23 protein-coding genes, 1 other RNA gene and 1 pseudogene are annotated in these 24,805 nt (G+C 59.3%); 6 read left to right on the top strand and 19 right to left on the bottom strand.

The window, feature by feature from the left end:
* Positions 1-57: 57 nt before the first annotated feature.
* From D3Y57_RS18585 to D3Y57_RS18570, 4 genes are all read right to left on the bottom strand, one after another.
* Positions 58-555 (bottom strand): chemotaxis protein CheW, encoded by a 498-nt coding sequence (locus tag D3Y57_RS18585; RefSeq protein WP_121155018.1) that lies wholly within the window; start codon positions 553-555, stop codon positions 58-60.
* A complete protein-coding gene (locus D3Y57_RS18580) occupies positions 545-2,554 on the bottom strand; it encodes a chemotaxis protein CheA (RefSeq protein WP_121155016.1) in 2,010 nt (669 codons plus the stop codon). Before D3Y57_RS18580 ends, D3Y57_RS18585 begins: the two co-directional genes overlap by 11 nt.
* Before the next feature lie 47 nt (positions 2,555-2,601).
* Positions 2,602-3,246, bottom strand: coding sequence for a histidine phosphotransferase family protein (locus D3Y57_RS18575; RefSeq protein WP_121155014.1), 645 nt, complete (start codon positions 3,244-3,246; stop codon positions 2,602-2,604).
* 66 nt (positions 3,247-3,312) lie between these two features.
* Positions 3,313-3,693 carry a M67 family metallopeptidase gene (locus tag D3Y57_RS18570; protein WP_121155011.1) on the bottom strand — a complete coding sequence of 127 codons (381 nt, stop codon included), beginning with the start codon at positions 3,691-3,693 and terminating at the stop codon, positions 3,313-3,315.
* Between the two features lie 18 nt (positions 3,694-3,711).
* Here D3Y57_RS18570 and D3Y57_RS18565 point away from each other — a divergent pair, with 18 nt between their 5' ends.
* The 3 genes from D3Y57_RS18565 to mtgA all read left to right on the top strand — a co-directional run bounded on the left by D3Y57_RS18565 (position 3,712) and on the right by mtgA (position 6,670).
* Positions 3,712-4,653: an RluA family pseudouridine synthase gene (locus D3Y57_RS18565; protein WP_121155009.1), complete on the top strand. Its 942-nt coding sequence runs from the start codon at positions 3,712-3,714 to the stop codon at positions 4,651-4,653.
* Positions 4,654-4,706: 53 nt separating this feature from the next.
* The gene (rpoH, locus tag D3Y57_RS18560) at positions 4,707-5,612 is read left to right on the top strand and encodes an RNA polymerase sigma factor RpoH (protein ID WP_121155006.1); all 906 of its coding nucleotides are present in this window, start codon (positions 4,707-4,709) and stop codon (positions 5,610-5,612) included.
* 290 nt (positions 5,613-5,902) lie between these two features.
* Positions 5,903-6,670 carry a monofunctional biosynthetic peptidoglycan transglycosylase gene (mtgA, locus tag D3Y57_RS18555; protein WP_121155004.1) on the top strand — a complete coding sequence of 256 codons (768 nt, stop codon included), beginning with the start codon at positions 5,903-5,905 and terminating at the stop codon, positions 6,668-6,670.
* Between the two features lie 193 nt (positions 6,671-6,863).
* On the opposite strand, the gene D3Y57_RS18550 is transcribed toward mtgA, so the two are convergent.
* The 6 genes from D3Y57_RS18550 to D3Y57_RS18525 all read right to left on the bottom strand — a co-directional run bounded on the left by D3Y57_RS18550 (position 6,864) and on the right by D3Y57_RS18525 (position 11,496).
* A complete protein-coding gene (locus D3Y57_RS18550; protein WP_121155001.1) occupies positions 6,864-7,187 on the bottom strand; it encodes a YbaB/EbfC family nucleoid-associated protein in 324 nt (107 codons plus the stop codon).
* Positions 7,184-8,752 carry a DNA polymerase III subunit gamma/tau gene (locus D3Y57_RS18545; RefSeq protein ID WP_121154999.1) on the bottom strand — a complete coding sequence of 523 codons (1,569 nt, stop codon included), beginning with the start codon at positions 8,750-8,752 and terminating at the stop codon, positions 7,184-7,186. Before D3Y57_RS18545 ends, D3Y57_RS18550 begins: the two co-directional genes overlap by 4 nt.
* 117 nt (positions 8,753-8,869) lie before the next feature.
* Positions 8,870-8,964, bottom strand: an RNA gene (gene ffs / locus D3Y57_RS18540) — signal recognition particle sRNA small type.
* A 53-nt stretch (positions 8,965-9,017) separates the two neighbouring features.
* Positions 9,018-9,353: a 2Fe-2S iron-sulfur cluster-binding protein gene (locus D3Y57_RS18535; RefSeq protein ID WP_121154996.1), complete on the bottom strand. Its 336-nt coding sequence runs from the start codon at positions 9,351-9,353 to the stop codon at positions 9,018-9,020.
* On the bottom strand, positions 9,350-10,435 hold the full coding sequence (locus D3Y57_RS18530) for a cysteine desulfurase family protein (protein ID WP_121156189.1): 1,086 nt from the start codon (positions 10,433-10,435) through the stop codon (positions 9,350-9,352). The genes D3Y57_RS18535 and D3Y57_RS18530 overlap by 4 nt, the downstream gene beginning before the upstream one ends.
* Positions 10,432-11,496 (bottom strand): cysteine desulfurase family protein, encoded by a 1,065-nt coding sequence (locus tag D3Y57_RS18525; protein WP_121154994.1) that lies wholly within the window; start codon positions 11,494-11,496, stop codon positions 10,432-10,434. The genes D3Y57_RS18530 and D3Y57_RS18525 overlap by 4 nt, the downstream gene beginning before the upstream one ends.
* Before the next feature lie 117 nt (positions 11,497-11,613).
* Here D3Y57_RS18525 and D3Y57_RS18520 point away from each other — a divergent pair, with 117 nt between their 5' ends.
* Complete coding sequence (locus tag D3Y57_RS18520; protein WP_121154991.1) at positions 11,614-12,270, top strand: alpha/beta hydrolase; 657 nt, start codon at positions 11,614-11,616, stop codon at positions 12,268-12,270.
* Between the two features lie 148 nt (positions 12,271-12,418).
* On the opposite strand, the gene D3Y57_RS18515 is transcribed toward D3Y57_RS18520, so the two are convergent.
* A complete protein-coding gene (locus tag D3Y57_RS18515; protein ID WP_121154989.1) occupies positions 12,419-12,604 on the bottom strand; it encodes a hypothetical protein in 186 nt (61 codons plus the stop codon).
* Positions 12,601-13,589: pseudogene (locus D3Y57_RS18510) on the bottom strand (threonine ammonia-lyase). The gene D3Y57_RS18515 and the pseudogene D3Y57_RS18510 overlap by 4 nt, the downstream one beginning before the upstream one ends.
* A gap of 139 nt (positions 13,590-13,728) precedes the next feature.
* On the opposite strand from D3Y57_RS18510, the gene D3Y57_RS18505 reads away from it, so the two are divergent.
* The gene (locus D3Y57_RS18505; RefSeq protein ID WP_121154986.1) at positions 13,729-14,913 is read left to right on the top strand and encodes a type III PLP-dependent enzyme domain-containing protein; all 1,185 of its coding nucleotides are present in this window, start codon (positions 13,729-13,731) and stop codon (positions 14,911-14,913) included.
* 103 nt (positions 14,914-15,016) lie between these two features.
* Positions 15,017-16,066, top strand: coding sequence for a 1,9-bis(guanidino)-5-aza-nonane synthase (locus tag D3Y57_RS18500; RefSeq protein ID WP_121154983.1), 1,050 nt, complete (start codon positions 15,017-15,019; stop codon positions 16,064-16,066).
* A 6-nt stretch (positions 16,067-16,072) separates the two neighbouring features.
* Here the strand turns inward: D3Y57_RS18500 and D3Y57_RS18495 are convergent, their stop codons facing one another.
* The 7 genes from D3Y57_RS18495 to D3Y57_RS18465 are packed head-to-tail and all read right to left on the bottom strand — an operon-like array spanning position 16,073 to position 24,721.
* On the bottom strand, positions 16,073-17,248 hold the full coding sequence (locus D3Y57_RS18495; protein WP_121154981.1) for a class I SAM-dependent RNA methyltransferase: 1,176 nt from the start codon (positions 17,246-17,248) through the stop codon (positions 16,073-16,075).
* A complete protein-coding gene (locus tag D3Y57_RS18490) occupies positions 17,239-18,549 on the bottom strand; it encodes an NAD(P)H-hydrate dehydratase (RefSeq protein ID WP_239025929.1) in 1,311 nt (436 codons plus the stop codon). The genes D3Y57_RS18495 and D3Y57_RS18490 overlap by 10 nt, the downstream gene beginning before the upstream one ends.
* 35 nt (positions 18,550-18,584) lie before the next feature.
* Positions 18,585-18,932: a hypothetical protein gene (locus D3Y57_RS18485; RefSeq protein WP_162987198.1), complete on the bottom strand. Its 348-nt coding sequence runs from the start codon at positions 18,930-18,932 to the stop codon at positions 18,585-18,587.
* Positions 18,919-20,640, bottom strand: a complete 1,722-nt coding sequence (gene ilvD, locus D3Y57_RS18480; protein WP_121156187.1) for a dihydroxy-acid dehydratase — start codon at positions 20,638-20,640, stop codon at positions 18,919-18,921. The genes D3Y57_RS18485 and ilvD overlap by 14 nt, the downstream gene beginning before the upstream one ends.
* Positions 20,641-20,695: 55 nt before the next feature.
* Positions 20,696-21,478 (bottom strand): 4-(cytidine 5'-diphospho)-2-C-methyl-D-erythritol kinase, encoded by a 783-nt coding sequence (locus D3Y57_RS18475; RefSeq protein WP_121154974.1) that lies wholly within the window; start codon positions 21,476-21,478, stop codon positions 20,696-20,698.
* Positions 21,475-23,091 carry a tetratricopeptide repeat protein gene (locus tag D3Y57_RS18470; RefSeq protein ID WP_162987197.1) on the bottom strand — a complete coding sequence of 539 codons (1,617 nt, stop codon included), beginning with the start codon at positions 23,089-23,091 and terminating at the stop codon, positions 21,475-21,477. Before D3Y57_RS18470 ends, D3Y57_RS18475 begins: the two co-directional genes overlap by 4 nt.
* The gene (locus D3Y57_RS18465) at positions 23,066-24,721 is read right to left on the bottom strand and encodes an electron transfer flavoprotein-ubiquinone oxidoreductase (RefSeq protein ID WP_121154970.1); all 1,656 of its coding nucleotides are present in this window, start codon (positions 24,719-24,721) and stop codon (positions 23,066-23,068) included. Before D3Y57_RS18465 ends, D3Y57_RS18470 begins: the two co-directional genes overlap by 26 nt.
* Positions 24,722-24,805: the final 84 nt, after the last annotated feature.

The following is a 24,805-nucleotide window of genomic DNA, read 5'->3' as shown; positions in this document are numbered from 1 at the left end:
AAACGATTATTCACCGTATTAGCATCGAGTGATGAGCGTTGCGTTAATCCTGTCGGCTTAATGGACCATTTTTGTATCAGCCGGGACAAGATAGGTTTTGTCGCCAGCACCGACGAGGCCCATTTCAGCGCCTGTGCCGATCAGTCGTTGGGGTTCCAGCAGCAACGCGGTGCCGCTTTCGGTTTCAATCCTGCCCGTTATCGCCGCAGCCCAGTTCGCGCCGACGCTTTGATCTACCAGTTGAACCGGCTCGATACTTGGTTCGACCTGCTCCACGCTGCTTACGATGAAGGCGTAATGATGACCCTCGATCTCCATCGTTACCGCTCGTTTGGAAATTTGCTCAGGACGCTGACCCAACGCACATGCCAGATCGACGACGGTCAGGATCAGACTGCGGATCGTGCAAAGGCCAAGTACATGTGCGGGGGCAAGCGGTACGGGCACGATATTGGTCAGGTCCACCACCGATGCGACGCTGGCGGCATCCAGTGCGATCCGCTGACCTGCGACGACTGCAATCACAAACAGGCTACCCGATTTGTCAGATGGCATGGCTGGCCGCTTTTCGTTTGGGTGTTACCCCGGAAAACAAGATGTTTTCGTCAAGGAGTTGAATCACTTCTCCGTCCACGACCGCAATCGGGTTCCGGTCGGAGCTGAGTACCGACGCTTCATCGATCCTGACAAGATCCTCGATCTGCAACACCGGATATCCAAGACGGCTTTTGCCATCGTTCAACCGTAACAGGGCGATTTCGTCCGTCGCGGGCAGCGCACCGTCCAGAACGACTGGTGAAAGTAACCCGTCCAGTGTTACAAAGGCATCCCCGGCACGCACCGTAAAGGCACGTCGCGGCACATCTTCGATCCGTTCCACCAAGGCTGTCCGAACGCCCCACAACTGACCGTCTAGGCCAATAAACGACAGCACCGAAATCGTCGGGAGTGCCACCGGTGTCACGGCAGCGACGACCGCCTCTGCACGATCGACATTCAACCCGGCACGCCGCGCCACACCCAGAACATCGATGACCAGGATCGGTAATCCCGAATTCGGTAAAGCCTGTCCTGCAAAAACGCCTGTTGTCGCCAGTCGGGGCGCGACCTGTCGGACAACGACTTCTTCCTGATCATGAACGGCTTCGACCAGCAGGCCATAACGCTGTCCACCAGTCGGCTGAACAATCAGCAAATGCGTCTGATCTCCCTCATCCCGTTCAAGAACCGAGGCGAGCGACAGCGTACCGAGCTTTTCACCGCGAATAGTTGCGATATGTCCTGAACCCAGTCGCTCAATTCTAACCGCTTCCGAACGGATCGACAGAACCTCCTGAACGATGGCACGCGGCACCGCAAAGGTCATACCGCCAGCGCTGACGGTAAGCACGGTGACGATGCTGAGCGTCAGCGGAACACAGATATCGATCGTCAGCCCAGCACCCATGCGATTGACGAGCGAGACATTCCCGCCCAGCTTTTCGATATTGGCACGGACGACATCCATGCCCACACCGCGGCCGGAAATTGCCGTCACGGCGTCGGCGGTCGACAGGCCGGGCTGGAAAATCAAGTTCGCTGCGGCTTCGGGCGAGAGCAAATTTGCCCCCCTCAATCCGATCGCAACCGCCCGTGCGCGCAGTCGATCGATATCGATGCCTTTGCCATCATCGGAAATCGCAATGACAACCTGATTGCCGGTTTGCCGGGCAGTCACCCTTAGTTCGGCTTCGACTGGCTTTCCGACAGCCATGCGACGTTCAGCGGATTCGACGCCATGATCGATGGCATTGCGGACGATATGGATAAGAGGGTCGCGGAGTTGTTCAACCATCTCACGATCGAGTTCTACATCGGTCCCTTCGATGACAAGACGCACGGATTTGCCAAGCTCCGAAGCGGTGTCGCGTACCAATCGAGGGAGTGCGGCAAACAAGCGGTCGACGGGTTGCATTCGGGCCCGCGCAATACTGCCACGCAGTTCGCCGATGCGCGCAGAAAGGGCATCCAGCAAACTTGCCGTCGCGTCTGCACCAAGTGTCGGACGAAGGGAGCGTATCAATTCGTTGCGGACAAGGACGAGATCGGACACCTGAGTCATCATGGCGTCGAGCAGATCGATATCGATGCGCACATTTCTGCGACGCGTGACTGGTGCTGAGGCATAGAATGTCTCTGGAGCAACGCCCGTTTCGAGTGCCGTCAGGAACGCCGCGTCCGCTGCCTCGTCAGGGGCAGAATTCCCTGTTTCCAGCGCGGATGTGAGAACCATGATGCGGTCGATGACACGAAGCAGGCCACCGACGAGAACTGCATCGGAATTACGCTTTCCACTCCGTAGATCACCCAGCACCGACTCTGCGGCATGTGCCAGTTTCTCGATGCGTGGCAGATCGAGAAATCCGCAACTGCCCTTCACTGTATGAAAGAAACGGAAAATATCATCGAAATCGCGGACTGCCGTGGGATTGCGTTCCCAGTCGAGCAAAGCATTGCTTACATGCTCAAGCATCTCGCGCGTTTCCGCGACGAATTCCTGGGTCAGATCATCCACGCCGCCTTTTTGCGGCAGCGATGGTTAAGAACGAGTTAGGCCGGCTTTCAGGCCCGGCCGAGCGTCGCGCCGAACAGCAGAAATGCAGGATCGGTCGATGCGACCTGCGCATGGCCCCCGCTTTCAGTTGCGAGGGTATGGACAAGCCATGCTGCAGCAGCACGAGGCGTGAGTGCGGTTTCGTCGGCCTCTCCGCTCAACGCAGTACGGAGTTCTGTGTCGAGGACCAGTCGTGGACCTTCGGCGCGGATGACGATCTCGGTACGGCCCCCTACAACTTCGCCACCGATGTCGAGCCTGCCGCCACGGACCAATGCATCGCCGGCGATCAGGGTCAGGTTTAGGAGAACCTTGATCGCTGTCTTGGACAGTGTGGCTTCCCCGACCAGCCAGTTAATTTCGATCCGACCGTCACTGCCCAGCAAACCGTCGATCGCGGTCTTTGCTTCGCGGGTATCGACGACGTCTCCGAAACCGCCGGCAGCACCGAAGGCCAATCGAAAGAACTTCAGCTTGCTCGCCGACACGCGGGCGCTCTCGGCCAGAAGCTCGAGACAGCGTTCCCGCATCTCAGGGTCGTTCTCCTCGGCGAGGAGCTCGATACCGTTATTCAGCGCACCGACCGGGCTGAGCAAATCATGGCAGAGACGCGAACAAAGGAGGCTGGCGAAATCGACGGCGTTGACGGTCATGTTTGGGTATCCCGAATGGCGCGGGCACCTTTGACGGACTGTGCGGCGAAGGGCAAGTTGGGCAATCTAGTGCACACGCAATTGGCGGAATCCGAAAGGGGTCGAACGCCAGGCGGTCAATTCATTTCCTATGATGATCCAGATGAGATTATCGGGCCGGGCCATCGCGATATCGGTGGCGGATGGTCTCGATAAGCTATTGGGATGGCTATGAAAATATCCCAATACGGTTGGACCACCCGCTCGCTCCTCCCGCAGGGCAGCAAACAATGCCGACGGATCGAGTTCGAAGTTCGCCAGGGGGTTTTCCGCGACGTTACGGACTGGCGTCACGGCATCGATCCGGCTTCCTTGTCCGAATAATAGGCCGCAAACCTCGCTTAACGGGTTATCGGCGGCCAGGGCCAGCATCGTTTCACGTGCCGCGCTTGAAATTTCTACCGTCATCCCCACATTGCTTACCCAATGAGCGGGGGTTTCTCCACACTTTCGGTGAAGCTGGGCGATGACGCGACCGGCTGGCGCCTCGACCGGGCGCTTGCGGTGGCGATCCCGACGCTTTCGCGTGAGCGGATCAAGGCGCTGCTATCGTCAGGTCAGGTTACCGGTCCCAAGGGTCTGTCGCGCGACCCTTCGTCGAAGGCGATTGGCGGAACTCCGTATGAAATCAATATCCCCGACCCCACGGTCGCGCATAATTTGCCGCAAGATATTGCGCTGAAGATCGTGTTCGAAGACGATTATCTGCTGATCGTGGACAAGCCCGCCGGTCTGGTCGTGCATCCTGCTGCTGGTAATTTCGACGGCACGCTGGTCAACGCCTTGCTTCACCACTGTGCGGGCCGTCTATCCGGCATCGGCGGCGTTGCGCGCCCCGGTATCGTCCATCGGATCGACAAGGACACCTCGGGCCTTCTCGTCGTCGCAAAGACCGACCGCGCGCATGAAGGGTTGTCGGCACAGTTCGCAAAACACACGATCGACCGGCGTTACATGGCAATCGTGACGGGAATCGCCACCAGCGGCAGCGTCGACGCACCGCTCGCGCGCAATCCGCACGACCGCAAGAAAGTCGCGATCGTCGAAAACGGCAAGCGCGCTGTCACGCATTACAGTCTGATCGAACCGCTGCGCGAGGCGTCGCTGATCGAATGTCGGCTGGAAACCGGCCGCACGCATCAGGTCAGGGTGCATATGGCGTCGATCGGGCACCAGCTGCTCGGCGATCCTGTCTATGGCCGCATGAAACCCGCCCACCGCGCGCTTTTAAAGCGGCTCGATTTCTCCCGTCAGGCGTTACATGCAGCAAGGCTGGGATTCATCCACCCCGTCACAAGCGAAACTATGTCGTTTGAAAGCGAAATGCCGGAAGATATGCAGGTGTTGTTCACAGAACTTGCTATATAACGATTGGTACAGATATGGTGCATCGGCACCATACCAGGGAGTTTGACACTATTATGGCTGGTAAGAGCAATCTGCCCTCCACTGTTCCGACGCTTGGGGGCGAAGCGAGCCTCAACCGTTATCTATCTGAAATCAGGAAATTTCCTCTCCTGACACCGGAAGAAGAATATATGCTGTCCAAACGGTTTGCCGAACATGGCGACCCGGAGGCAGCAGCGCGGCTCGTCACATCGCATCTGCGACTCGTGGCGAAGATCGCGATGGGTTTCCGTGGCTATGGCCTGCCCGTCAGCGAACTGATCTCCGAAGGTAATATCGGATTGATGCAGGGTGTGAAGAAGTTCGAGCCCGATCGCGGCTTCCGCCTCGCCACTTACGCGATGTGGTGGATCCGTGCCTCGATTCAGGAATTTATCCTGCGTAGCTGGTCGCTGGTAAAGATGGGCACAACGGCAGCTCAGAAAAAGCTGTTCTTCAACCTGCGCCGCATGAAATCCAACCTCGAAGCGTTTGAGGATGGCGATCTGCGCCCCGAACACGTCAAGAAAATCGCGACCGATCTGGGCGTGACCGAAGCCGAAGTCATCAGCATGAACCGTCGCATGGCGATGGGTGGCGATACGTCGCTGAATGTGTCGATGAACGAGGATGGCGAAGGTCAGTGGCAGGATTGGCTGGAAGACGAAGGCGCGTTGCAGGACGAGCAGATCGCCGACAGCCAGGAACGCACTCACCGTCACGCCATGCTGGGCGAAGCGATGGATGACCTGAACGATCGCGAAAAGCACATTCTGACCGAGCGTCGCCTGGTCGATGATCCAAAGACGCTCGAAGAGTTGAGCCAGGTTTATGGTGTGAGCCGTGAGCGGGTTCGACAAATCGAAGTGCGCGCGTTCGACAAGCTGCAAAAGGCGATGGTGCGGATTGCGGTCGGCAATGGGACGATGGCACTCGCTTGATTTAGGGGGGTGGGGAACGACTTCCCCACCCCCACATGCCTTCATATGGTCAATTCGCTTGTATCGAGCCTAAGCGAGTCAAATTCGGTAAATTTGGTGCGCGGGCCGGGATCGACGGTGCAGGCTGATGTGTCGAGGCCGGCCACTAAACCCAAAAAATCGTGAAGTTCAGGTCTCGTGAGCAATGCCTGCAAGGTGAAAGCAAGCGCGTGTGAACGCGAGCGGCATATTCTCATCCTTCAAGAAAGGCATGATTGCCGGGAGACCATCAACCACTTATCGGCGGCGTCATGGCTAAATCTTCACGACGCGCAAGCGGTTCCCGTCGCAACTCCGGTTCACCCGGCCGAGGTTCAAGTCGCCCAGCTTCACGTTGGGGCGTATATCGCGTGGGCTGGATCATTGGGCGGGCGATCCTTTGGTTCGTCGCGATTTCGGTCCTCTGGGTACTCGTTTATCGTTTCGTGCCGCCACCGATCACATTCACGATGCTTGGCGATATGGCAGGCGGACATTCGATATCGAAGGACTGGATGCCACTGTCGATTATGGACCGCACGGCGGCGCGCGCGGCAATCGCCGGTGAGGACGCAAAGTTCTGTTCCCATAATGGGTTCGACCGCGAAGCCATTGCCGCAGCATGGAAACGCAACGAAAATGGCGGCAAGCATATCCGGGGCGGATCGACCATCAGTCAGCAGACGGCGAAAAACGCCTTTCTCTGGCAGGGTGGCGGATTCTTCCGCAAAGGGCTTGAGGCCTGGTTCACCGTCCTGATCGAGCAGCTTTGGGGCAAAAAGCGGATCATGGAAGTATATCTGAACATCGCAGAGACCGGGATCGGCACCTATGGTGTCAACGCGGGTAGCCAGCGGTATTTCAAACATGATGCGAGCCATCTGACACCGATCGAGGCCGCACGGATCATTGCTGTGCTGCCCCTGCCCAAAAAGCGCGAAGCCAGCGTTCCTGCGGGTTATACGCGGCGTTATGGCGGCGCGATTGCGGCGCGGGCCGGGGTCGTGCGGCGTGAGGATATGGACGGGTGTCTGGGTTAGCTCTCGTCCGTTGAGGGCGACGTAATTTAGATGAAAACTCAAACAGTACAGGTCGAACGGTACGGGTCGGAACCGCTTCCCTGAGCTTGTCGAAGGGTTGCCTTTCTCTATTCGACTAGCAAGCAGGGCAGCCCTTCGACAGGCTCAGGGAAACGGATTTATTTCTGCGGATGTTCTTTGGACTTATCGCATTTTAACTCGGAAGTTTGAAACCGGGTGGCAACGACATTCCTGCCGTCATCTTTTGCATTTCTGAATTGGACACCTGATCCGCCTTTGTCCGAGCGTCGTTCAGTGCGGCGGCGATCAGGTCTTCGACCATCGTCTTCTCACTTGGAGACAACAGCGATTCGTCGATATCCACGCCTACGATCCGGCCTTTGGCTGTCGCCTTGATTTTCACCAGTCCGCCGCCCGACACGCCTTCTACCTCGATCGTGTCGAGATTGGCCTGGGCCTTTGCCATTTCTTCCTGAACATTCGCAGCCATTTTCAGGATATCGTCGATGGAATTCATTGAGTTGCACTCCGTTGTTCGGACCAGCTTATCAGCTCGGTCTCGGGAAAATGTTCGAAAGCCGCACGGACAACCGGCTGCGCGAGCATCGCTTCACGCGCCGCAGCTTCAGCGGCCAGCTCCTGTTCGCGGATCGTCGGTTGCGCTGGGGCATCTTCGGTAGCGATCTGCCAGATAACGCCCGTTACTTCTTTCAGCACCTGTCCGAGTTCGCGCGTATCGAACGGGCGGCTGGGCCGGATCGCAAATTCAGGCGGCGCGTAACGGACGAGGCCAACCTCGTCGCGAAGGCGCTGGGCAATCAGATACTTGCCAGCTTTTTCAACAAGCTGGATTAGCGCTTCGAAAGTTGCTGGTAACGTGGGCATATCCGGGGCGTTCGGTGCGGGATTGGCGATTGCCACGCCGCTCTCCAGCTTTCTGGCGAGATCGGCGGGGTCGGGCAAAGTGCTGGCGTGAACGACCCGCAGGACCGCCATGTCGGCGGCTTCGCGGGGGTCGGAGGCCTTGGCGACCTCGTCATGTCCCTTGAGCAATAGTTGCCAGAGGCGATGGAGCAGCGCGAAGCTGAGGCCGGTCGCCCATTCCTTCAGGGCGTTGCGTTCTTCGACAGATTGCGCGGGATCGTTCGGGGCTCCGACCTTGTGAATGGTAGTCGCGTGAACAATCTCTAGCAAGCCGCGCAGGACCGCAGCCGGATCGACGCCGAGATCATGCTGTTCGGCGAGCGCGGCCAGAACGCCCTGCCCGTCCCCCTTCAGAACCAGTCCGAACAGCCGCCGCAGCGCGCCACGGTCCGACAGGCCAAGCATATCGCGAAGCTGGACTGCCGTAACGAGACCGCCACCATCCAGATCGGCGTGGGCAATCGCCTGATCGAGGATCGACAGGCCGTCGCGGACCGAGCCTTCGGCAGCACGGGCAATCAGGGCGAGCGCTTCGGGTTCGGCTTCGACATGTTCGGCATCGCATATCATGGCGAAATGCGCGCCGAGCGTGTCCGAAGGGATACGCCGCAGGTCGAAGCGCTGGCAGCGTGACAGGACGGTCACCGGAACCTTGTTTACCTCAGTCGTCGCGAACAAAAACTTAACGTGTGGAGGAGGTTCTTCCAATGTCTTCAGAAGCGCATTGAAGGCGTTCTTCGACAACATATGAACTTCATCGACAATATAGACTTTATAGCGCGCAGAGACGGCCGAGTAGCGAACGCCCTCGATGATCTCACGAACGTCGTCGACGCCAGTGTTCGACGCGGCGTCCATTTCCACGACGTCGATGTGGCGGCCTTCGGCGATGGCGATGCAGGGTTCGCAAATGCCGCAGGGCGCGATCGTTGGACCGCCCTGTCCGTCTGAGCCGATGCAATTGAGGGCTTTGGCAATCAGTCGCGCAGTCGATGTTTTGCCGACCCCGCGAACGCCGGTAAGCAAGAACGCATGGGCGAGGCGGTCGCGTTTGATCGCGTTGCCAAGCGTCGTGACCATCGCGTCCTGGCCGATGAGTTCGGCGAAGGTTTGCGGGCGATATTTGCGGGCAAGGACGCGGTAGGGTTGTGCGGTCATAGTTTCGGTCTAGCGAGTTACAGGGCCGCGGCAAAGCCGCGTCGTCAGTCGAACTGCGTTCGCTGGCCGCGCGCGTTGCGGCTGTTCGTGTAGCTTTCGCTACGCTCCGCGCAACACGCGGTGAAAGCCGGACGACCCGATACGAATTCGTTGTGGCTGCTTCCTTCCGGATCTGACCAGGTTGGCGAGAGCACCGTCCGCCCGACTTTCGAAAGCGCATATGGCGAAAAGCTTCGAGCTTTTCAACGCCCCAAAGCAGAGCGGTTCAACGGCCCTGCATGTTGCGGCTTTCGGACGGGATACGAACGGTCAGTCCATCGAGAGATTTATCCAGGAATATCTGACAACTAAGGCGGCTTGTTCGCGTGGCGTGGGCAGCGAGATCGAGCATATCCTCCTCCATCTCGGTCGCCGGATCGAGCCGAGCGAAGTCAGCGGCATCGACAATGACATGACAGGTTGAACACGCCATCTGGCCTTCGCAGGTGCCCTCAAGTGGTTGACCGTCCGCCTGCCCGACGTCGAGCAGGCGATCGCCTTCGTTCGCCTGAAGGTCATGAATGGTCTCACCGTCCGCCGAAATGAACCGCACACGAATCATGCGGCGATACTCAACTGGCGTTCGGCAGCGGTGTTGATGAATAACATTGCTTCGTCGATTTCAGCCTCCGTAGTGTAGCGACCGAATCCGAGGCGGATGCTGGAGCGGGCTTGTGCGTCGGTCAAGCCAATGGCTTTCAGGACATGGCTGGGGCGGCCCGAACCACTTGCGCAGGCCGAACCGGCGGAAAACGCGACGTTGCGGACTTCGGAGATCAGGCGTGCGGCATCCACCCCATCCCGGCGGATGTTGAGGTTGCCGTGGTAGCGATGCTGGAGCGAACCGTTGATCTGCCAGTCTGGCAGATAGGTCAGGGCGAGGGTCCAAAGGCGTTCGATATGGGCAGCGTCCTGGTCTGCGCGTGCGGCCATAAGGGCAGCAGCGGCTCCGAAACCGGCGCATAAGGCTGGCGACAGGGTGCCGGAGCGGATGCCACCTTCCTGCCCGCCCCCAAGCAGCAAAGGATCAAGCTCAACCCCATTACGGACCCAGAGCGCGCCTATCCCCTTCGGTCCGTGAATCTTGTGCGCGGTGATGGCGATGAGGTCGCAGTTTTCAGGGATCGAGACGCGGCCATAACCTTGCACGGCGTCGCAAAAGAACAGCGCGCCCGCTTCATGCGCCTTGGCAGCCAGCTCAGCGACGGGTTGAATCACCCCGATTTCATTGTTCACAAGCATGGCCGCGACGATGCGGGTGTTGGTCGGTATTTCGATCGACGCGACGAGTCCCTCACCGGATACGGGCATAAAAGTGACGTCATGATTGTGAGTGCCAAGCCACAGCGCAGTATCGCGGACGCAGGCGTGTTCTGTCGGAAGCGTGACTATACCGCCCAGTCCAACGCCCCGTAGCCCCCAGTTGGCGGATTCGGTTGCTCCACTCGTGAACCAGACTTTGCCGCCCGGAGGCAGCAGAGCGGCGATCTGTTCTCGGGCGACTTCGACGGCGGCCTTGGCGGCGCGACCGGGGGCATGGACAGAATGCGGATTGGCTGAGCCATCGGTGCCAAGCCACGGCAACATCGCGTCCCTTGCCTCTGGCGCGAGCGGCGTCGTGGCCTGATAGTCGAGATAAATCATCTGCCGCCGCCCGCGATCCGCCGCCATTGTTCGATGAACCGATAAATGTCCGCGCGGCTTGTTTCCGGACCAAAGCTGACCCTGATAACTTCGGACGCAGCGGTTTCGCCCCAGCCCATCGCAGCGAGGACGTGGCTTGGCCTGAGGCTGCCAGAGGAACATGCGCTGCCCGCCGAAACCGCGATGCCTGCCATATCGAACTGGATAAGTTGTGCCGAGGACGCCACCCCAACCATCCGATAGCCAGCGATGGTGGCAATTCGCGGTGTTGATTTTGCAACGATCTGACCACCACCACCCTCGATCGCTCCATCAAGGTGCGCGCGAAGGTCGGCGGCGCGGGTCAACCAGCCCCGCTGAGTTTCCAGCGCAGCGGCAAACGCCATTGCAGCAGGCAAATTCTCGGTACCCGCGCGGTAACCCCGTTCCTGTCCGCCGCTCGGTTGCAGCATTCCGAAATCACGAACCAGCAACGCCCCAATGCCCGGAGGCCCACCAAGTTTATGCGCCGATACCGCGATGATGTCGGCTTCAGGTAATGGCAGTTTCCCGGCTGTCTGCGACGCATCAGCGAGCAAAACCCCATTGGCGCTGCGAACGATACCGGCCAGCAAACCCAAAGGCTGAAGTACGCCGGTTTCGTTGTTGGCTGTCTGAATTGCGACCAATGGGTTACGCGCGCCCAGTGCGCCAAGCCGCCCAACCAGTGCGTCATGGGCAACCGTCCCGTCGCTGACCACCGGCACCATATAGGCTTCGGGTGCAACGCGGTGGACCGCATCATGTTCAACGGAACTGACCAGAACAGCGTCACTGTGAGTACGGCCAAGCGCGATCGACAGCGCCTCGCTTGCCCCGCTGGTAAAGATAACCTCGCCATCCCAATCGAGCGCCGCGGCGATTCGCGACCGGGCATCCTCGAGCGCGGCACGGGCCGCCCGGCCCTCTGCATGGGGCGAAGAAGGGTTGGCCCAACGGGTCAATCCGTCGGCATAAGCAGTGCGCGCAGCGGCTATGACGGGCGTCGTCGCTGCGTGATCGAGATAGAGCCGGTCGGCCATGAATGCCCTTCAGTTCGAAATCATTGCTCTTGCGACCCCCCTAGCTATATAGCGCGCGTCTGCAATGCGCGACGTTGCGTGCGCCGCATTTCCTGTTCTCCATGTTCGAAAGTGCTCATGCCAGAAGTTATTTTCCCCGGCCCCGAAGGTCGCCTCGAAGGTCGTTTCAATCCTGGGCCGCGTCCACGCGCACCCGTTGCGATGATCCTGCATCCCCATCCACAGGCGGGTGGCACGATGAACAACCGCATCGTCCAGTCGCTTTACCAGACGTTCGTGCGTCGTGGTTTTGCGACTTTGCGGTTCAATTTCCGTGGCGTCGGCAAATCACAGGGCGTGTTCGATAACGGCATCGGCGAACTGTCGGATGCCGCATCGGCGCTCGATTGGGTACAGTCGATCCATCCCGAAGCGCAGACGACCTGGATTGCCGGGTTCAGCTTTGGTGCCTGGATCAGTATGCAGTTGTTGATGCGCCGCCCAGAGATCAAGGGGTTTATCTCGATCGCCCCGCCGGCAAATATGTATGATTTCACGTTCCTTGCACCGTGTCCTTCATCCGGAATCATAATTCAGGGAACGGGCGACGAAGTCGTCACACCCGGTGCTGTGCAAAAGCTTGTGGATAAGTTGCGGACGCAGAAGCACATCACAATCCACCACGACGAGATTAAGGGTGCGAATCACCTGTTCCAGAACGAACTCCCCGAGTTGATGGGGTCTGTGGATAAGTATCTGGATATGCGGCTGTCGCCCGACTCGCCGATTCGGTAGTCGATCCGGAGAGCCGCTTCCTGCGCCTCTCGCTCCAATCCCGCTTCCCTGAGCCTGTCCAAGGGCTGTCCTGTTTCAACTTTTGCGAAAGAAAAGTGCAGCCCTTCGACAGGCTCAGGGAAGCGGTTTTGTCTTTAGCCGGGTATTTCTAAAGCGTCAGTATCGCCACGTTCGCCAGCAGCACCGCTGCGGCGACGATCATCAACCATCCCTTATTTCGGTCAGTCCGGCCCCGTATCAGCCGCGAACCGCCCCACAGCAGGGCAAATACCGCGATCATCGCGATGGCGAGCACCCACGGACCTGCACCGACTGTTATGCCCCCACTCGTCATGTAGGCGTCTCCGACCGTGCCAGAATGGCCGCAAACGCGGCGGGATCAACGTTTCCTCCCGACAGGACGACCAGTGTGTTGTCTGTGACGATGACTTTTCCTGACAATATTGCAGCCAGCGCAACCGCGCCGCCGGGTTCGAGAATGATCTGCAGCTTTGAGAAAGCATAGCACATAGCAGATTCAATCTCCGCTTCGCTGACCACAACGCCTGTCGCACCAGAATCTCGCAGGATTTCAAAGGTCAGATCAGACACACGACGGCACATCAGTGCGTCACAAAAGGTCGCAGGCGCATCGCTGGCAACCTCGACAATCTCTCCGAGAGCAAGCGATTGGCCCATATCGTCCCAATGTTGAGGCTCGACGATCACCATTCGGGCGTCAGGACAGGATAGCGCCAACCCCGCTGCAAGTCCGCCGCCCCACATGGCGTCACGATCAGGTCGGGCGCGCCATGGCCTCGCGCAGCCATCTGGACGCTGGCCTCGATCCCGGCGCTGCCCTGACCCTCGATAATCCACGGATCGTCGAAACTTGGTACGAGGGTAGCACCGCTTTTTTCAGCAAGTTCCGCTGCAATCCCCTCGCGACTCTCGGTTTCACGATTGTAAAGGACGATTTCGGCACCAAGCGCCCGCGTGCCGGCCAGCTTAGCGACCGGCGCGTCGGATGGCATGACGATCACCGCTGAAATGCCGAGCCGCTTTGCCGCCCATGCCACGCCCTGAGCGTGGTTACCCGACGAAAAAGCAACGACTCCGCGACGTCGTTCTTCATCGCCCAGGGCGCTCAACCGGTGCCAAGCTCCTCGTAATTTGAACGCGCCCATCGGCTGAAGCGATTCAGCTTTCGCAAAGATCTTTCTACCCTGCGCTTCAAACTCAAACAGGGGCGTGGGGGGCACGGCCAGAGCGACGGCGCGTTCGGCCCGAAGGACACCTGCAAGTGTCGGTTTTCTCACGATAATTTCGGCACGACGCATTGTAACAAAATTCCCGGTATCAATCACTTTACATCAATCTCACTCGATCATATATCGCCCTTCCCCGCTGCCCCATGGGACTTCCAACCGCAAGGCAGCTTTTTTGTCATTGTCTCACGACATTTGGAGGTCCCTTGAATTGCACAAGCATCCTACTGCGCTGGGGTTAGCGACCACCCTACTCCCGGTTCAACCGGTAACGCTTACTCGCCCGCACGCAGCACGTCGTGCCGCCCGCTTCTTTGTTGAGAAGTTTCCGGGTCGGTCGATCTATGCGGTAAAGGCGAATCCTTCGCCGGACCTGCTGGCATTGTTGTGGGAAAGCGGAATCACGCATTTCGACGTGGCTTCGATTGCCGAAGTGCGTCTGGTTGCGACCACGGTTCCCGACGCCACAATGTGCTTCATGCACCCGGTCAAGGCCGAGGAAGCTATTCACGAGGCGTATCACACGCACGGTGTCCGCACGTTTTCTCTCGATACGATGGAAGAGTTGGAAAAGATCGTGCGTGCCACCAGTGGCGCGACCGACCTGACTTTATGCGTTCGTATCCGGGTGTCTTCAGAACACTCGAAGCTGAGTCTTGCGTCGAAATTCGGTGCTGACCCGAGTGAGCTTCGTCAGCTTCTGATTGCTACCCGCCAGGTTTCCGATGCGCTCGGTATCTGTTTCCATGTCGGCAGTCAGGCCATGTCTCCCGCCGCCTATTCGGGCGCAATGGAGCGAGTGCGCGCGGCGATCGTGGATGCCGGCGTGACCGTCGATGTCGTGGATGTCGGGGGCGGATTTCCGTCCTCATATCCCGGCATGGAGCCTCCGCCGCTGGAGGTGTTCTTTGAAGTTATTCACAAATGTTTCGAGGATCTGCCCGTAAGCTACTCTTCCGAACTGTGGTGTGAACCCGGTCGAGCGCTGTGTGCCGAATATTCGTCGCTGATCGTCCGTGTTGAAAAGCGGCGCGGCGAGGAATTGTATATCAATGACGGTGCCTATGGTGCGTTGTTCGATGCGGCGCATATCGGCTGGCGTTTCCCGGTCGAATTGCTCCGCGAACCAGACTCGAACGCACGCGATATGGCGTTCAGTTTCTATGGGCCGACGTGCGACGACATGGATCACATGGCGGGACCGTTCATGCTGCCTGCCGATATGAAGGCGGGTGACTATATCGAGATCGGGATGCTGGGTGCCTATGGCTGTGCGATGCGGACAGGGTTCAACGGCTTCGGTTCGGTCGACACGATCGAAGTGACCGATGAGCCGATGGTTTCGCTCTATACCGAGGACCAGCACCGGGTTCCGTCGAACGTCGTGACGCTGTAACCGCACGGCTTTGCTGCAGGACAGACGCGAGCCTGTCACATTGATGTTTCATTTCCACCCCTAGCCTCTCCCGCAAGTCGGGAGGGGGACAAGGAGCTATTCCATGACGACCAAAATCAACGACACGCGGAAGGCCGAGCTGCTTTCCACCAAGGTCGAGCATATCGACATCACCAGCTTCGACGCGCGGCCGATTGTCGATGCGATGGCCAAGATGAGCTTCACGAGCCGCGATCTGGCGCGAGCAACGAACATCTATAATCAGATGCTCGAAGATCCCGATTGCACGATCTTCCTCGTCATTGCCGGTTCGACCAGCGCGGGCGGTTGCATGGACCTGTATGCCGAACTGCTGCGGTCGAACATGATCGACGGCGTCGTGGCGACGGGCGCGACCATTGTGGACATGGATTTCTTCGAAGGGCTTGGCCACAAGCACTACCAAGCCCTTGAAGTTCCTGATGATGATACGCTGCGTTCGCTGTTGATCGACCGGATTTACGACACCTACATCGACGAAGAGCAGTTGCAGGATTGCGATCACACGATCCTCGAGATCGCCAATTCACTGGAGCCAAAGCCGTATTCGAGCCGCGCGTTCATCCGCGAGATGGGCAAGTACCTCAGCGAGCATGGCAAGAAGGACAACAGCCTCGTCAAGCTGGCCTATGAGCATGATGTGCCGATCTTTTGCCCCGCGTTCGTGGATTCGTCGGCGGGCTTCGGTTTGGTCAAGCATCAGGTCGACCGTGTGAAAGAGGGCAAGCCGTACATGGTCCTCGACGCGATCGCCGACTTCCGCGAACTGACGGACATCAAGGTAAAGGCCGGGACGACTGGCCTGCTGATGATTGGGGGCGGTGTGCCAAAGAACTTCGTGCAGGACACGGTCGTTTGCGCCGAAATCCTTGGCCATGACGACGTTGCGGTTCACAAATATGCGGTGCAGATCACCGTTGCCGACGTCCGCGACGGTGCGTGCTCATCATCCACGCTTCAGGAAGCCGCAAGCTGGGGCAAGGTCAACACCGGCATCGAGCAGATGGTGTTTGCCGAAGCCGGTTCAGTGATGCCTTTGCTGGCATCGGACGCTTATCATCGCGGCGCGTGGAAGAACCGCGTAAAGCGCAAATGGGGCGCTATCTTCGATTGATGATCGTTAGCGGCTGAAGGCTGCGGCCAGTTCCACATGGGTCGACCATCGGAACTGGCCGACCGGCAGTATCCAGTCGAGTTTGTAACCGCCCGCTATCAGAGTGGTCGCGTCACGTGCAAAGCTTGACGGGTTGCACGACACATAGGCGATCCATGGAACCGTGGATGCAGCAAGATGCACGGCCTGTTCGCGTGCTCCTGCGCGTGGGGGGTCAAGCACAACCGCCTCGAAGCGCGAGAATTCGGCTGGGTCTAGAGGACGGCGAAACAGGTCGCGGTGTTCGACCGTGACACGGCGGGTCGCCGCCAAAGCCAGCACCGCATCACGCGCTCCCTCCACCGCGTGGACGGCACCCGGCAGCGACAGCGCGAACGTGCCAAGACCACAGAAAAGATCGACGGTTGCCTGTGCTTCACCGATGGCCTCGCGAACAGCGGCGACGAGCGCTGCTTCACCGTCAGCGGTCGCTTGCAGGAATGCACTGTCGGGTAACGCCACTGGAACGCCGCCTAGCGTGATCGTTACATCTTCCGGGACATAACGCGGCGATGGGCCATAGCCTTCATCGACCGACAGGCGAGCGAGTTTCTGGGCGCGGCCAAAGTCAGTGACTGCCTCGACAGCCTCCAACCCCTCGACCGTTACGCCTTCGATCAGCAGATCGACGCCCTGATCGGCACGGGTCATCGATAGTTTGGCGCGGGAGCGGTCGGCCATGATCTTGCCAAGCAACGCCCGCAAAGGACCAACCAGCGCGAACAATTCTGGCAGGACGACATGGCATTCGCGCAGATCGACGATGCGATGACTGGCGCTTTCGTTGAAGCCGATGATTATATTCCGCCCGCGTCGCTCCGCCTGAAACGTTGCCCGTCGCCGGGTTCGCGGTGGCGACAGGTGGACAGAGCGCATCTCTGGAATCGCCAGCCCCTGCGTCTGAAGCGCGTGGGTGATGCGATCGCGCAGATAGTCGGCGTAGGTCGAGTCATCGGCGTGTTGCAACTGGCAGCCACCACAGAGGGGGAAGTGGCGGCATGGTGGTGCCTGATGGTGTGGGCCATCGGTAACTGTGCCGTCGCTATTCAGCGTGTCACCCGGAACACCGAATGGAGCATGACGACCATCGACCGTAACACCCTCTCCACGGGCAGCAATTCTTACGATTTCAGTCACAGGCATCTCGGCAATTGGGTGAGGAGGTCATCGGCAATCATACCGCTTCCGGCCAGTCGGGCGGCTTCGCTGTGCAGCCAGACGGCGGCGCACGCAGCATCATGGGGGGCAAAGCCACGGGCGAGCATTGCACCGGCGATACCGGCCAGCACGTCGCCGGTTCCGGCGGTGGACAGCCATGCGCTTGCCGGGGGGCAAAGCGTGGCGCGGCCACCGGGCGATGCAATGACGGTGTCTGCTCCCTTAAAGATAATCGTCGCGCCACAGTGATCGGCGGCGGCGCGTGTGCGATCGAGCTTACTGCCGTCGCCATCACCGAACATCCGGGTAAATTCACCGGCATGAGGGGTCAGTATAGTCGGTGCGGGCCTGTCGTTCACGACGTTAGGCGCGAGTGCATCCCCATCGAGAACCAGCGGACATGGCGAGGCTATTGCGAGATCGACCATTTCCCGAGCCCGATCACTCCGCCCAAGTCCCGGTCCGATCACGACGGCACGGACGCGCGGGTCATCGAGAGTGTTCGCCAGTTCATCATGATCACGCCGAACGATAGCGTGGGGCAAGTCGCCTGTGACACCGATCCCGACAACATAGCCCGCCCCACTTCGCGCGGCGGCGGTCGCCGAAAGTGCGGCAGCGCCCGGCATTGTTCCGCCCACCACGATCACCATTCCGCGGGTATATTTATGGTCCGTCGGTCCGGGTTGAGCCAAATGCGGGCGAGCGAGGACCGAAACATTGGCTACACACTCGACGCCGATGTGAGCGATACGGACTTTGCCGCAGAGCGAGGCGGCGGGCTGTAACAAATGCGCCGGTTTTGCTGCGGCAAAGGCGAGCGTGATATCGGCACGTGCTGCTCCATAATCACGACCATCGTCTGTCCCGACGCCGCTAGGGAGGTCGGCAGCAATCACGATTTCTGCCGCATTTGCCAGACGGTGAAGGGGCTTCGCGATTTCAGCAGGCAATTCGCGGGTCAACCCGGTTCCAAAAAGCGCGTCGACAAGAACTGGTGACGATTGAGCATTGGCGAGATTTCCGACCAACCCGTCCCAGGCGGCCCGCGCGGCAACGGCGAGTTCGGTCTTTGGAAATCCGCTGGCTGCGATCGATACGTCGACACCCCATGCCGCCAGAAGCCGCGCCGCGATATAACCGTCGCCACCGTTGTTTCCCGGTCCACACAGGATAAGGGCAGGCCGCCCGCTGCCAAAGCGCCACACGGCCTCTGCAAGAGCACACCCGGCACGGTCCATGAGCTTTTGCAGGGAAATTCCAGACGCAATTTCGGCATCGTGCATTTGGGCTGCGGTAAGAACGCATCCCGAAACCGGAATCATTGTGTTTTGGCCGGAGCGATGCTTGCCGAACCGAGGATATAGCGATCCCCAGCGATTTTCAGTTCGACCCGACCGTCGCCAATCGGCTTGCTGGACACTGTGTCCGCACCGTCTGCGGCGCTGATCGTACCATTTTTTTCCACTGCAAATCGGCGGAATCCACCGTCGAGATGGTGGATTGCGAACTCTCCGACATTCGTATTTCTCTGGATCGCGCAATCATTGGCTAGATCCGCGCCGCCGATCGCACATTCGATGCGGTCGGCGGCGGGCACATCTACGGACGAAGCGCGATGACAACCACCAATCAAAAGGACGAGAACGGCAGCTTTAAATATCCGCATAAACATGGCGTTCGGCCTTTGCGCCGGGGTGCGTCACGGCCCCCTGCCACGCCGGACCGACGTTCTGAGCATAACGCCAAAGGGCGCCCGACTGATAGTCGTTCACGCGCGGCTGCCATGCTGCTTTCCGCGTGGCGAGCATATCGGCGTCAACGAGCAGGTCGATCGTACCCGCCTCTGCGTCGATCGCGATCATGTCGCCGTTTTCGACAAGAGCAATCGGTCCACCGTCGGCTGCTTCGGGTCCGACATGACCGATGCAGAAACCGCGTGTGCCGCCCGAGAACCGGCCGTCAGTGATGAGCGCAACCTTTTCACCAAGACCCAGACCATAAAGTGCAGCAGTAGTGGACAACATTTCACGCATACCGGGACCGCCCTTTGGTCCTTCATAACGGATGACGATCACTTCGCCCTCGTTAATTTCGCGAGCTTCGACGGCGGCAAAGCAATCCTCTTCGCAATCGAATACGCGCGCCGGGCCAGTGAACTGAAGGCGATGCATACCGGCGACCTTTACGATCGCTCCGTCGGGTGCCAGCGACCCGCGCAGACCGACGACGCCGCCCGTTGGGCTCAGCGGCGTTTTGACGTCATAAATGACCTTCTGGTCGGGGTTCCACGTTACCTTGTCGATGTTCTCACCGAGCGTCTTACCGGTGACGGTCATGCAATTTCCATCAAGGAACCCGCCAGCGAGAAGCGTCTTCATCGCCATGTAGATACCGCCCGCCTCGTTCATGTCCTTTGCGACATAGCGGCCACCGGGTTTCAAATCGGCAATATACGGGGTCGTTTTGAAAACCTCGGCCACGTCGAACAGGTCGAATTCGATGCCCGCTTCATGTGCCATCGCAGGAAGGTGAAGCGCGCCGTTGGTCGATCCGCCGGTTGCGGCAACAACGCGGGCTGCGTTGATGAAAGCTTCACGGGTGCAGATATCGCGCGGGCGAATGTTGCGTGCCAGCAACTCCATCACCTGTTCGCCCGCTGCGTGAGCAATCTGTTCGCGCGTTGTGAAAGGTGCGGGAACCATGTTACTGTTCGGCAACGATAATCCAATCGCCTCACCGACACAGGCCATCGTATTCGCGGTAAACTGACCGCCACAAGCTCCATGTCCGGGGCAAGCAACTTTTTCCAGCTCGGTCAGGTCGGCGAGCGGGCATGACCCGGCAGCGTATTGGCCCACAGCTTCAAACACATCGACCACGGTGACGTCACGGTCATGATAGCGACCGGGCAAGATAGATCCGCCGTAAACAAATATACTGGGCACGTTCAGCCGGAGCATCGCCATCATCATGCCGGGCAATGATTTGTCGCAACCGGCAAAAGTGACGAGCGCGTCGTAGCAATGGCCGCGCACCGATAGCTCGACCGAGTCGGCGATGACTTCCCGACTGACCAGCGAGGACTTCATCCCCTGATGACCCATTGCGATACCGTCGGTCACAGTGATTGTGTTGAACCGTCGCGGCATCCCGCCACCCGCCTCTACACCCGCGCGGCATATATCGGCCTGTGCGTTCAGGGTCGTGTTACATGGTGCGCTATCGTTTCCCGCGCTGGCAATACCCACGAACGGGCGCGCAATGGCTTCTTCGTCCAAACCCATCGCATAATAATACGACCGGTGAGGAGCGCGTTCTGGGCCAACCGAAACGTGACGGCTTGGCAGGCGGGATTTGTCGAAGATATTGGTCATGGTGCTGAACGCCTTGCCGGGCGCAGCGGTGAATTTCAACCTTCGGCTGGTATTGTCACCGCAGATTACTGGCCATCGTCCAATATTGTGGAGCTACGGCTGCCTGCGCCGCGTCGCGTGCAACGGTATTTTCGAAAAGCGCAAAACAGGTCGCGCCCGAACCTGACATCCTCGCCAGGGTGACTCCCGGGCGATCGACAAGCCAATCTATCGTAGCGGCGATCTCTGGCACGATTGCCCTGGCAGCAGCTTCGAGGTCGTTGCGGCCCGTTTGCCAATCGGTAAGGGCACCGCGATCGGTACCGTCCCAGCGGCCGAACACCGCGCCAGTTGATAACGGAATCCGGGGATTAACCAGCAGGATGGGAATGCCGGTTACCGACGGCACGGCGAACAGACGTTCGCCAACCCCCTCACCCCGCATCGTCTGCGACACGACACAGGCGGGCACATCCGCGCCGAGATTGCGCTGAACATCGAGCGAGGGAAGCGGCACCTGCCACAGTTTGGACAGGCTCCGTAGGGCCGCTGCCGCATCCGCAGACCCGCCGCCGATGCCGCTGGCGATAGGCAGGTTTTTAGTCAGTCGGATTGCAGCGCCACGCTCGGAACCAAGCGCCTGCGCGGCTTTCATGACAAGGTTACCCTCGATTTCCAGTCCTTTAGAGAATGGACCTTCGATTGTGAGTGAAAGCCTGTCAGCATCCTCAACTTCCAGCAAATCGCCATCTTCACAAAAGGCAAAGACAGTTTCTAGGTCGTGGTAACCGTCGGCTCGCCGACCCCTGACATGCAAGGCCAGATTGACCTTTGCAAAAGCTGTTTCGCGCACGATCATGGCAGCCCCCGCTCGATCTTGGTGTCGAGCCGCGTGGCCATTGGTCCGTCGGCCTGTATCCGCGCCGCTGCCCAGGAATAGCGTGCGGCAATATGGCGACCGTCGCGCCAATAGGCATCCCCCAAATGTTCGTCGATTTCAGGGTCGCCATTATTGACCGCAACGGCTTTTTCCAGGCTGGCGATCGCAAGATCGTAATTGCCGAGACGATAGTTGGCCCAGCCCACCGAATCCATGATCGCCGCGCTTTCAGGCTTGATCTGGGCCGCAGCGTCAAGAAACTTGACCGCGCGCTCCATGTCTTCGCCGTGTTCGATCAGACCATATCCGAGTTCGTTCAACAGCGCGGGGTCGCCGGGCGTCAACGTCAGTGCACGTTCCAGATAAGGGCGCGCGGCCTTCCAGTCCCCTGCCTGATCGAGCGCGTTACCGATCGCGAACAGAAGGATACCGCTAGCCTGATCGCCAGGCCGGGCAGCAAGCACCTGACGAAATATGTTCGCCGCTTCAGTAAATTTTCCGCGCCGCGCCTCGATATCACCAACCCGCGCGAGGTCATTGATCGAGCCCTTCGCGCGTGCCCGCGCCTCCGCAACCGCCTGATCGACGTTGCCCAGTTGCTCGAGCAGGTCGATCCGCAACGATGCCGCGTCGTTGCCATAAACCGGGTCTTTGCGCACCTGACTCGCCAGCCCAAGCGCAGTCGCCTTGTCATCATCCGAGCCGATAGCCAGCGCGCCCGCCGCGATCAGCGCAACGCGCGGGTTTTCAGGGTCGGCAAATTGGGCGAAACGGGCAAGCGTGACAGCAGCCCTGCCCGACCCTTGTGTGATCAGGTCACCGGCCATCCGCGAGAAAAGGAACGCGGCACCACCGGCCGGGCTGTCGATGCCGATGTGCAATGACCGGCGCTTTGCAATTTGAGACTTTGCAGCCACCGTCGCGTAATCGTCGGCGATGAGTAGCGCGGTTGCGGCGTCACGCTGCCCCCGGTCTGCCAGTGTCGCAGCCGCCGTCAGCCGCAGGGATTGCGAGCGATAGGGATCGAGCGGCCAGAGCGTCTTTACAAAAATACTACCCTCAGCCTCGTCACCGCGCGCAAGCATCAGCAGTGCCCGGTTTTCCTGAGTATAGGCATCGCCGCTCGTCAGCGTCTTTTTGACCGGAACCGATGCGGGTTCGCGCTCGCTCCCCAATGTCAGCCAGTCGGCGAGGACCGGAACCATGAACGCAAAGTTCGCCTCTCGTGCAATATCGGCCAGACGCGCGCTGGCGGCTTTCCAGTCGTGATCGCGCAACGCCGCAACGTATAGCAGCAAACGGGCATCGGGTGTCAGAAAGCCGGTGCGCTCCAGGGTCTGAGCCGCGCGGAGAGCAAGGGCATAATCGCCACCGGCGACCGCCTGTCGATAAGCGTAAAGCGCAACAGTCGGCTCATTGGGCGCAGCAGTCAGCGCGGCGCTATAGGATCGGACGGCATCCGTTCCGTCACCAATCCGCGCTCGGGCATAAAGCTCGAGCGCAGATTGGGGGCCACGTTTCGCCTCAGCCTGCAGCGGACCTAGACCGGCCAGCAACAGGGCGAGGCTACATATTCGGGTAGTTCGGGCCACCGCCGCCCTCCGGCGTTACCCAAACGATGTTCTGTGTGGGATCTTTAATGTCGCACGTCTTGCAGTGGACGCAATTCTGCGCGTTGATCTGGAGGCGCGGATCGCCAACGTCCTGCCCGACGATTTCATAGACACCGGCTGGGCAATAACGCTGCTCTGGACTGTCATACAGCGCCAGATTTACGGTAATCGGAACCTCGGGATCTTTCAGCGTCAGGTGGATCGGCTGATCCTCCTCGTGGTTCGTATTCGAGATGAACACCGAGGAAAGCTTGTCGAAACTCAGCACGCCATCAGGCTTGGGATATTTGATCGGCTTGACCAGATCCTTGCGCCACAGGCTGTCGCAATCGCGGTGATGCTTCATCGTGATGGGAAGGCCGATCTTCAGCGTGCGCATCCACATATCAACGCCACCGATCAGCGTACCGAGCGTCCCACCGAACTTGGCGACCGATGGCTCGACGTTCTTCACCATCTTCAACTCGGTGGCGATCCAGCTATCGCGAAGGGCCGGTTCATAGTCGGTCAGTTCATCATTCGCGCGACCGGCCTTGATCGCAGCAATCGCGCTTTCGGCCGCCAGCATCGCGGATTTCATCGCGGTATGGCTGCCCTTGATCCGGGGAACGTTCACGAAGCCTGCGCTGCAACCGATCAGTGCTCCACCAGGGAAAGCGAGCCTTGGCACCGACTGCCAGCCACCCTCGTTGATCGCGCGTGCGCCGTAGGAAACTCGCCGCCCACCTTTCAGGATCGCCGCGATTTCGGGATGATGTTTCCAGCGCTGAAACTCTTCGAATGGCGACATATGCGGGTTTGAATAATCAAGCGCCACGACGAAGCCCAGGGCGACCTGATGATTGGCCTGATGATAGAGAAATCCACCGCCCCACGCATCGCCAAGCGGCCAGCCTTGCGTGTGCAAAACGCGGCCGGGGACGTGCAGCGCAGGGTCGATATCCCAAAGCTCTTTCAGGCCAATACCATAGACTTGTGGTTCACAGTTCGCTTCAAGATCGAACCGTGTCTTGAGCTGGCGGGTCAAATGTCCGCGCGCGCCCTCTGCAAAGAAAGTGTATTTGGCATGGAGTTCGAGACCGGGCTGATAATCCGATTTGTGCGATCCATCGCGGGCAACGCCCATCTCTCCGGTCGCGACGCCCTTGATCGAACCGTCGTCGTTGTACAAGATTTCGGCTGCGGGAAATCCAGGGAATATTTCTACACCCAGACCCTCGGCTTGTTCGGCAAGCCAGCGACACAGATTGCCGAGACTGCCGGTGTAAGTGCCCTTGTTGTTCATAAACGGCGGCATCATCGCATGCGGCAGCGCGAATTTCTTTTTTGCGGTGAGAACCCAGTGCCAGTTATCGGTCACTGGCGTATCAACCAGCGAGCAACCCATTGTCCGCCAGTCCGGCAGCAGCTCGTCCAGCGCACGGGGATCGACGACCGCACCTGACAATATGTGTGCGCCGACTTCGGACCCTTTTTCCAGAACGCAGACCGCAAGATCGCTATCGAGTTGTTTCAGGCGAATCGCCGCAGCAAGGCCAGCGGGGCCGCCGCCAACGATAACAACATCATAGGGCATCGATTCCCGGACAATAGTTTCTGGCTCGCTCATTAATCTTCCTCGGTTCCTCTGGTCCTTAGCTCTTCCAGCGCTTTGCCGCGCGCCGAAAACGGACTGTCTGCATCCCCGGTCACA

It is taken from the genome of Sphingomonas paeninsulae (assembly GCF_003660165.1).
Taxonomy (GTDB): Bacteria; Pseudomonadota; Alphaproteobacteria; order Sphingomonadales; family Sphingomonadaceae; genus Sphingomonas_O; species Sphingomonas_O paeninsulae.
Note: the sequence above shows the minus strand (reverse complement) of the source record. Positions and strands in the feature narration are given on the sequence as shown.

What these genes read in the sequence shown, in the direction of transcription:
- D3Y57_RS18585 (WP_121155018.1), bottom strand. Translation starts at nt 555, where the DNA reads ATGCCATCTGACAAATCGGGTAGCCTGTTTGTGATTGCAGTCGTCGCA.
- D3Y57_RS18565 (WP_121155009.1), top strand. Translation starts at nt 3,712, where the DNA reads ATGAGCGGGGGTTTCTCCACACTTTCGGTGAAGCTGGGCGATGACGCG.
- D3Y57_RS18530 (WP_121156189.1), bottom strand. Translation starts at nt 10,435, where the DNA reads ATGATTTATCTCGACTATCAGGCCACGACGCCGCTCGCGCCAGAGGCA.
- D3Y57_RS18570 (WP_121155011.1), bottom strand. Translation starts at nt 3,693, where the DNA reads ATGACGGTAGAAATTTCAAGCGCGGCACGTGAAACGATGCTGGCCCTG.
- D3Y57_RS18515 (WP_121154989.1), bottom strand. Translation starts at nt 12,604, where the DNA reads ATGACGAGTGGGGGCATAACAGTCGGTGCAGGTCCGTGGGTGCTCGCC.
- rpoH (WP_121155006.1), top strand. Translation starts at nt 4,707, where the DNA reads ATGGCTGGTAAGAGCAATCTGCCCTCCACTGTTCCGACGCTTGGGGGC.
- D3Y57_RS18500 (WP_121154983.1), top strand. Translation starts at nt 15,017, where the DNA reads ATGACGACCAAAATCAACGACACGCGGAAGGCCGAGCTGCTTTCCACC.
- D3Y57_RS18525 (WP_121154994.1), bottom strand. Translation starts at nt 11,496, where the DNA reads ATGGCCGACCGGCTCTATCTCGATCACGCAGCGACGACGCCCGTCATA.
- D3Y57_RS18485 (WP_162987198.1), bottom strand. Translation starts at nt 18,932, where the DNA reads ATGCGGATATTTAAAGCTGCCGTTCTCGTCCTTTTGATTGGTGGTTGT.
- D3Y57_RS18520 (WP_121154991.1), top strand. Translation starts at nt 11,614, where the DNA reads ATGCCAGAAGTTATTTTCCCCGGCCCCGAAGGTCGCCTCGAAGGTCGT.
- D3Y57_RS18535 (WP_121154996.1), bottom strand. Translation starts at nt 9,353, where the DNA reads ATGATTCGTGTGCGGTTCATTTCGGCGGACGGTGAGACCATTCATGAC.
- D3Y57_RS18550 (WP_121155001.1), bottom strand. Translation starts at nt 7,187, where the DNA reads ATGAATTCCATCGACGATATCCTGAAAATGGCTGCGAATGTTCAGGAA.
- ilvD (WP_121156187.1), bottom strand. Translation starts at nt 20,640, where the DNA reads ATGACCAATATCTTCGACAAATCCCGCCTGCCAAGCCGTCACGTTTCG.
- D3Y57_RS18475 (WP_121154974.1), bottom strand. Translation starts at nt 21,478, where the DNA reads ATGATCGTGCGCGAAACAGCTTTTGCAAAGGTCAATCTGGCCTTGCAT.
- D3Y57_RS18575 (WP_121155014.1), bottom strand. Translation starts at nt 3,246, where the DNA reads ATGACCGTCAACGCCGTCGATTTCGCCAGCCTCCTTTGTTCGCGTCTC.
- D3Y57_RS18545 (WP_121154999.1), bottom strand. Translation starts at nt 8,752, where the DNA reads ATGACCGCACAACCCTACCGCGTCCTTGCCCGCAAATATCGCCCGCAA.
- mtgA (WP_121155004.1), top strand. Translation starts at nt 5,903, where the DNA reads ATGGCTAAATCTTCACGACGCGCAAGCGGTTCCCGTCGCAACTCCGGT.
- D3Y57_RS18495 (WP_121154981.1), bottom strand. Translation starts at nt 17,248, where the DNA reads ATGCCTGTGACTGAAATCGTAAGAATTGCTGCCCGTGGAGAGGGTGTT.
- D3Y57_RS18490 (WP_239025929.1), bottom strand. Translation starts at nt 18,549, where the DNA reads ATGCACGATGCCGAAATTGCGTCTGGAATTTCCCTGCAAAAGCTCATG.
- D3Y57_RS18465 (WP_121154970.1), bottom strand. Translation starts at nt 24,721, where the DNA reads ATGAGCGAGCCAGAAACTATTGTCCGGGAATCGATGCCCTATGATGTT.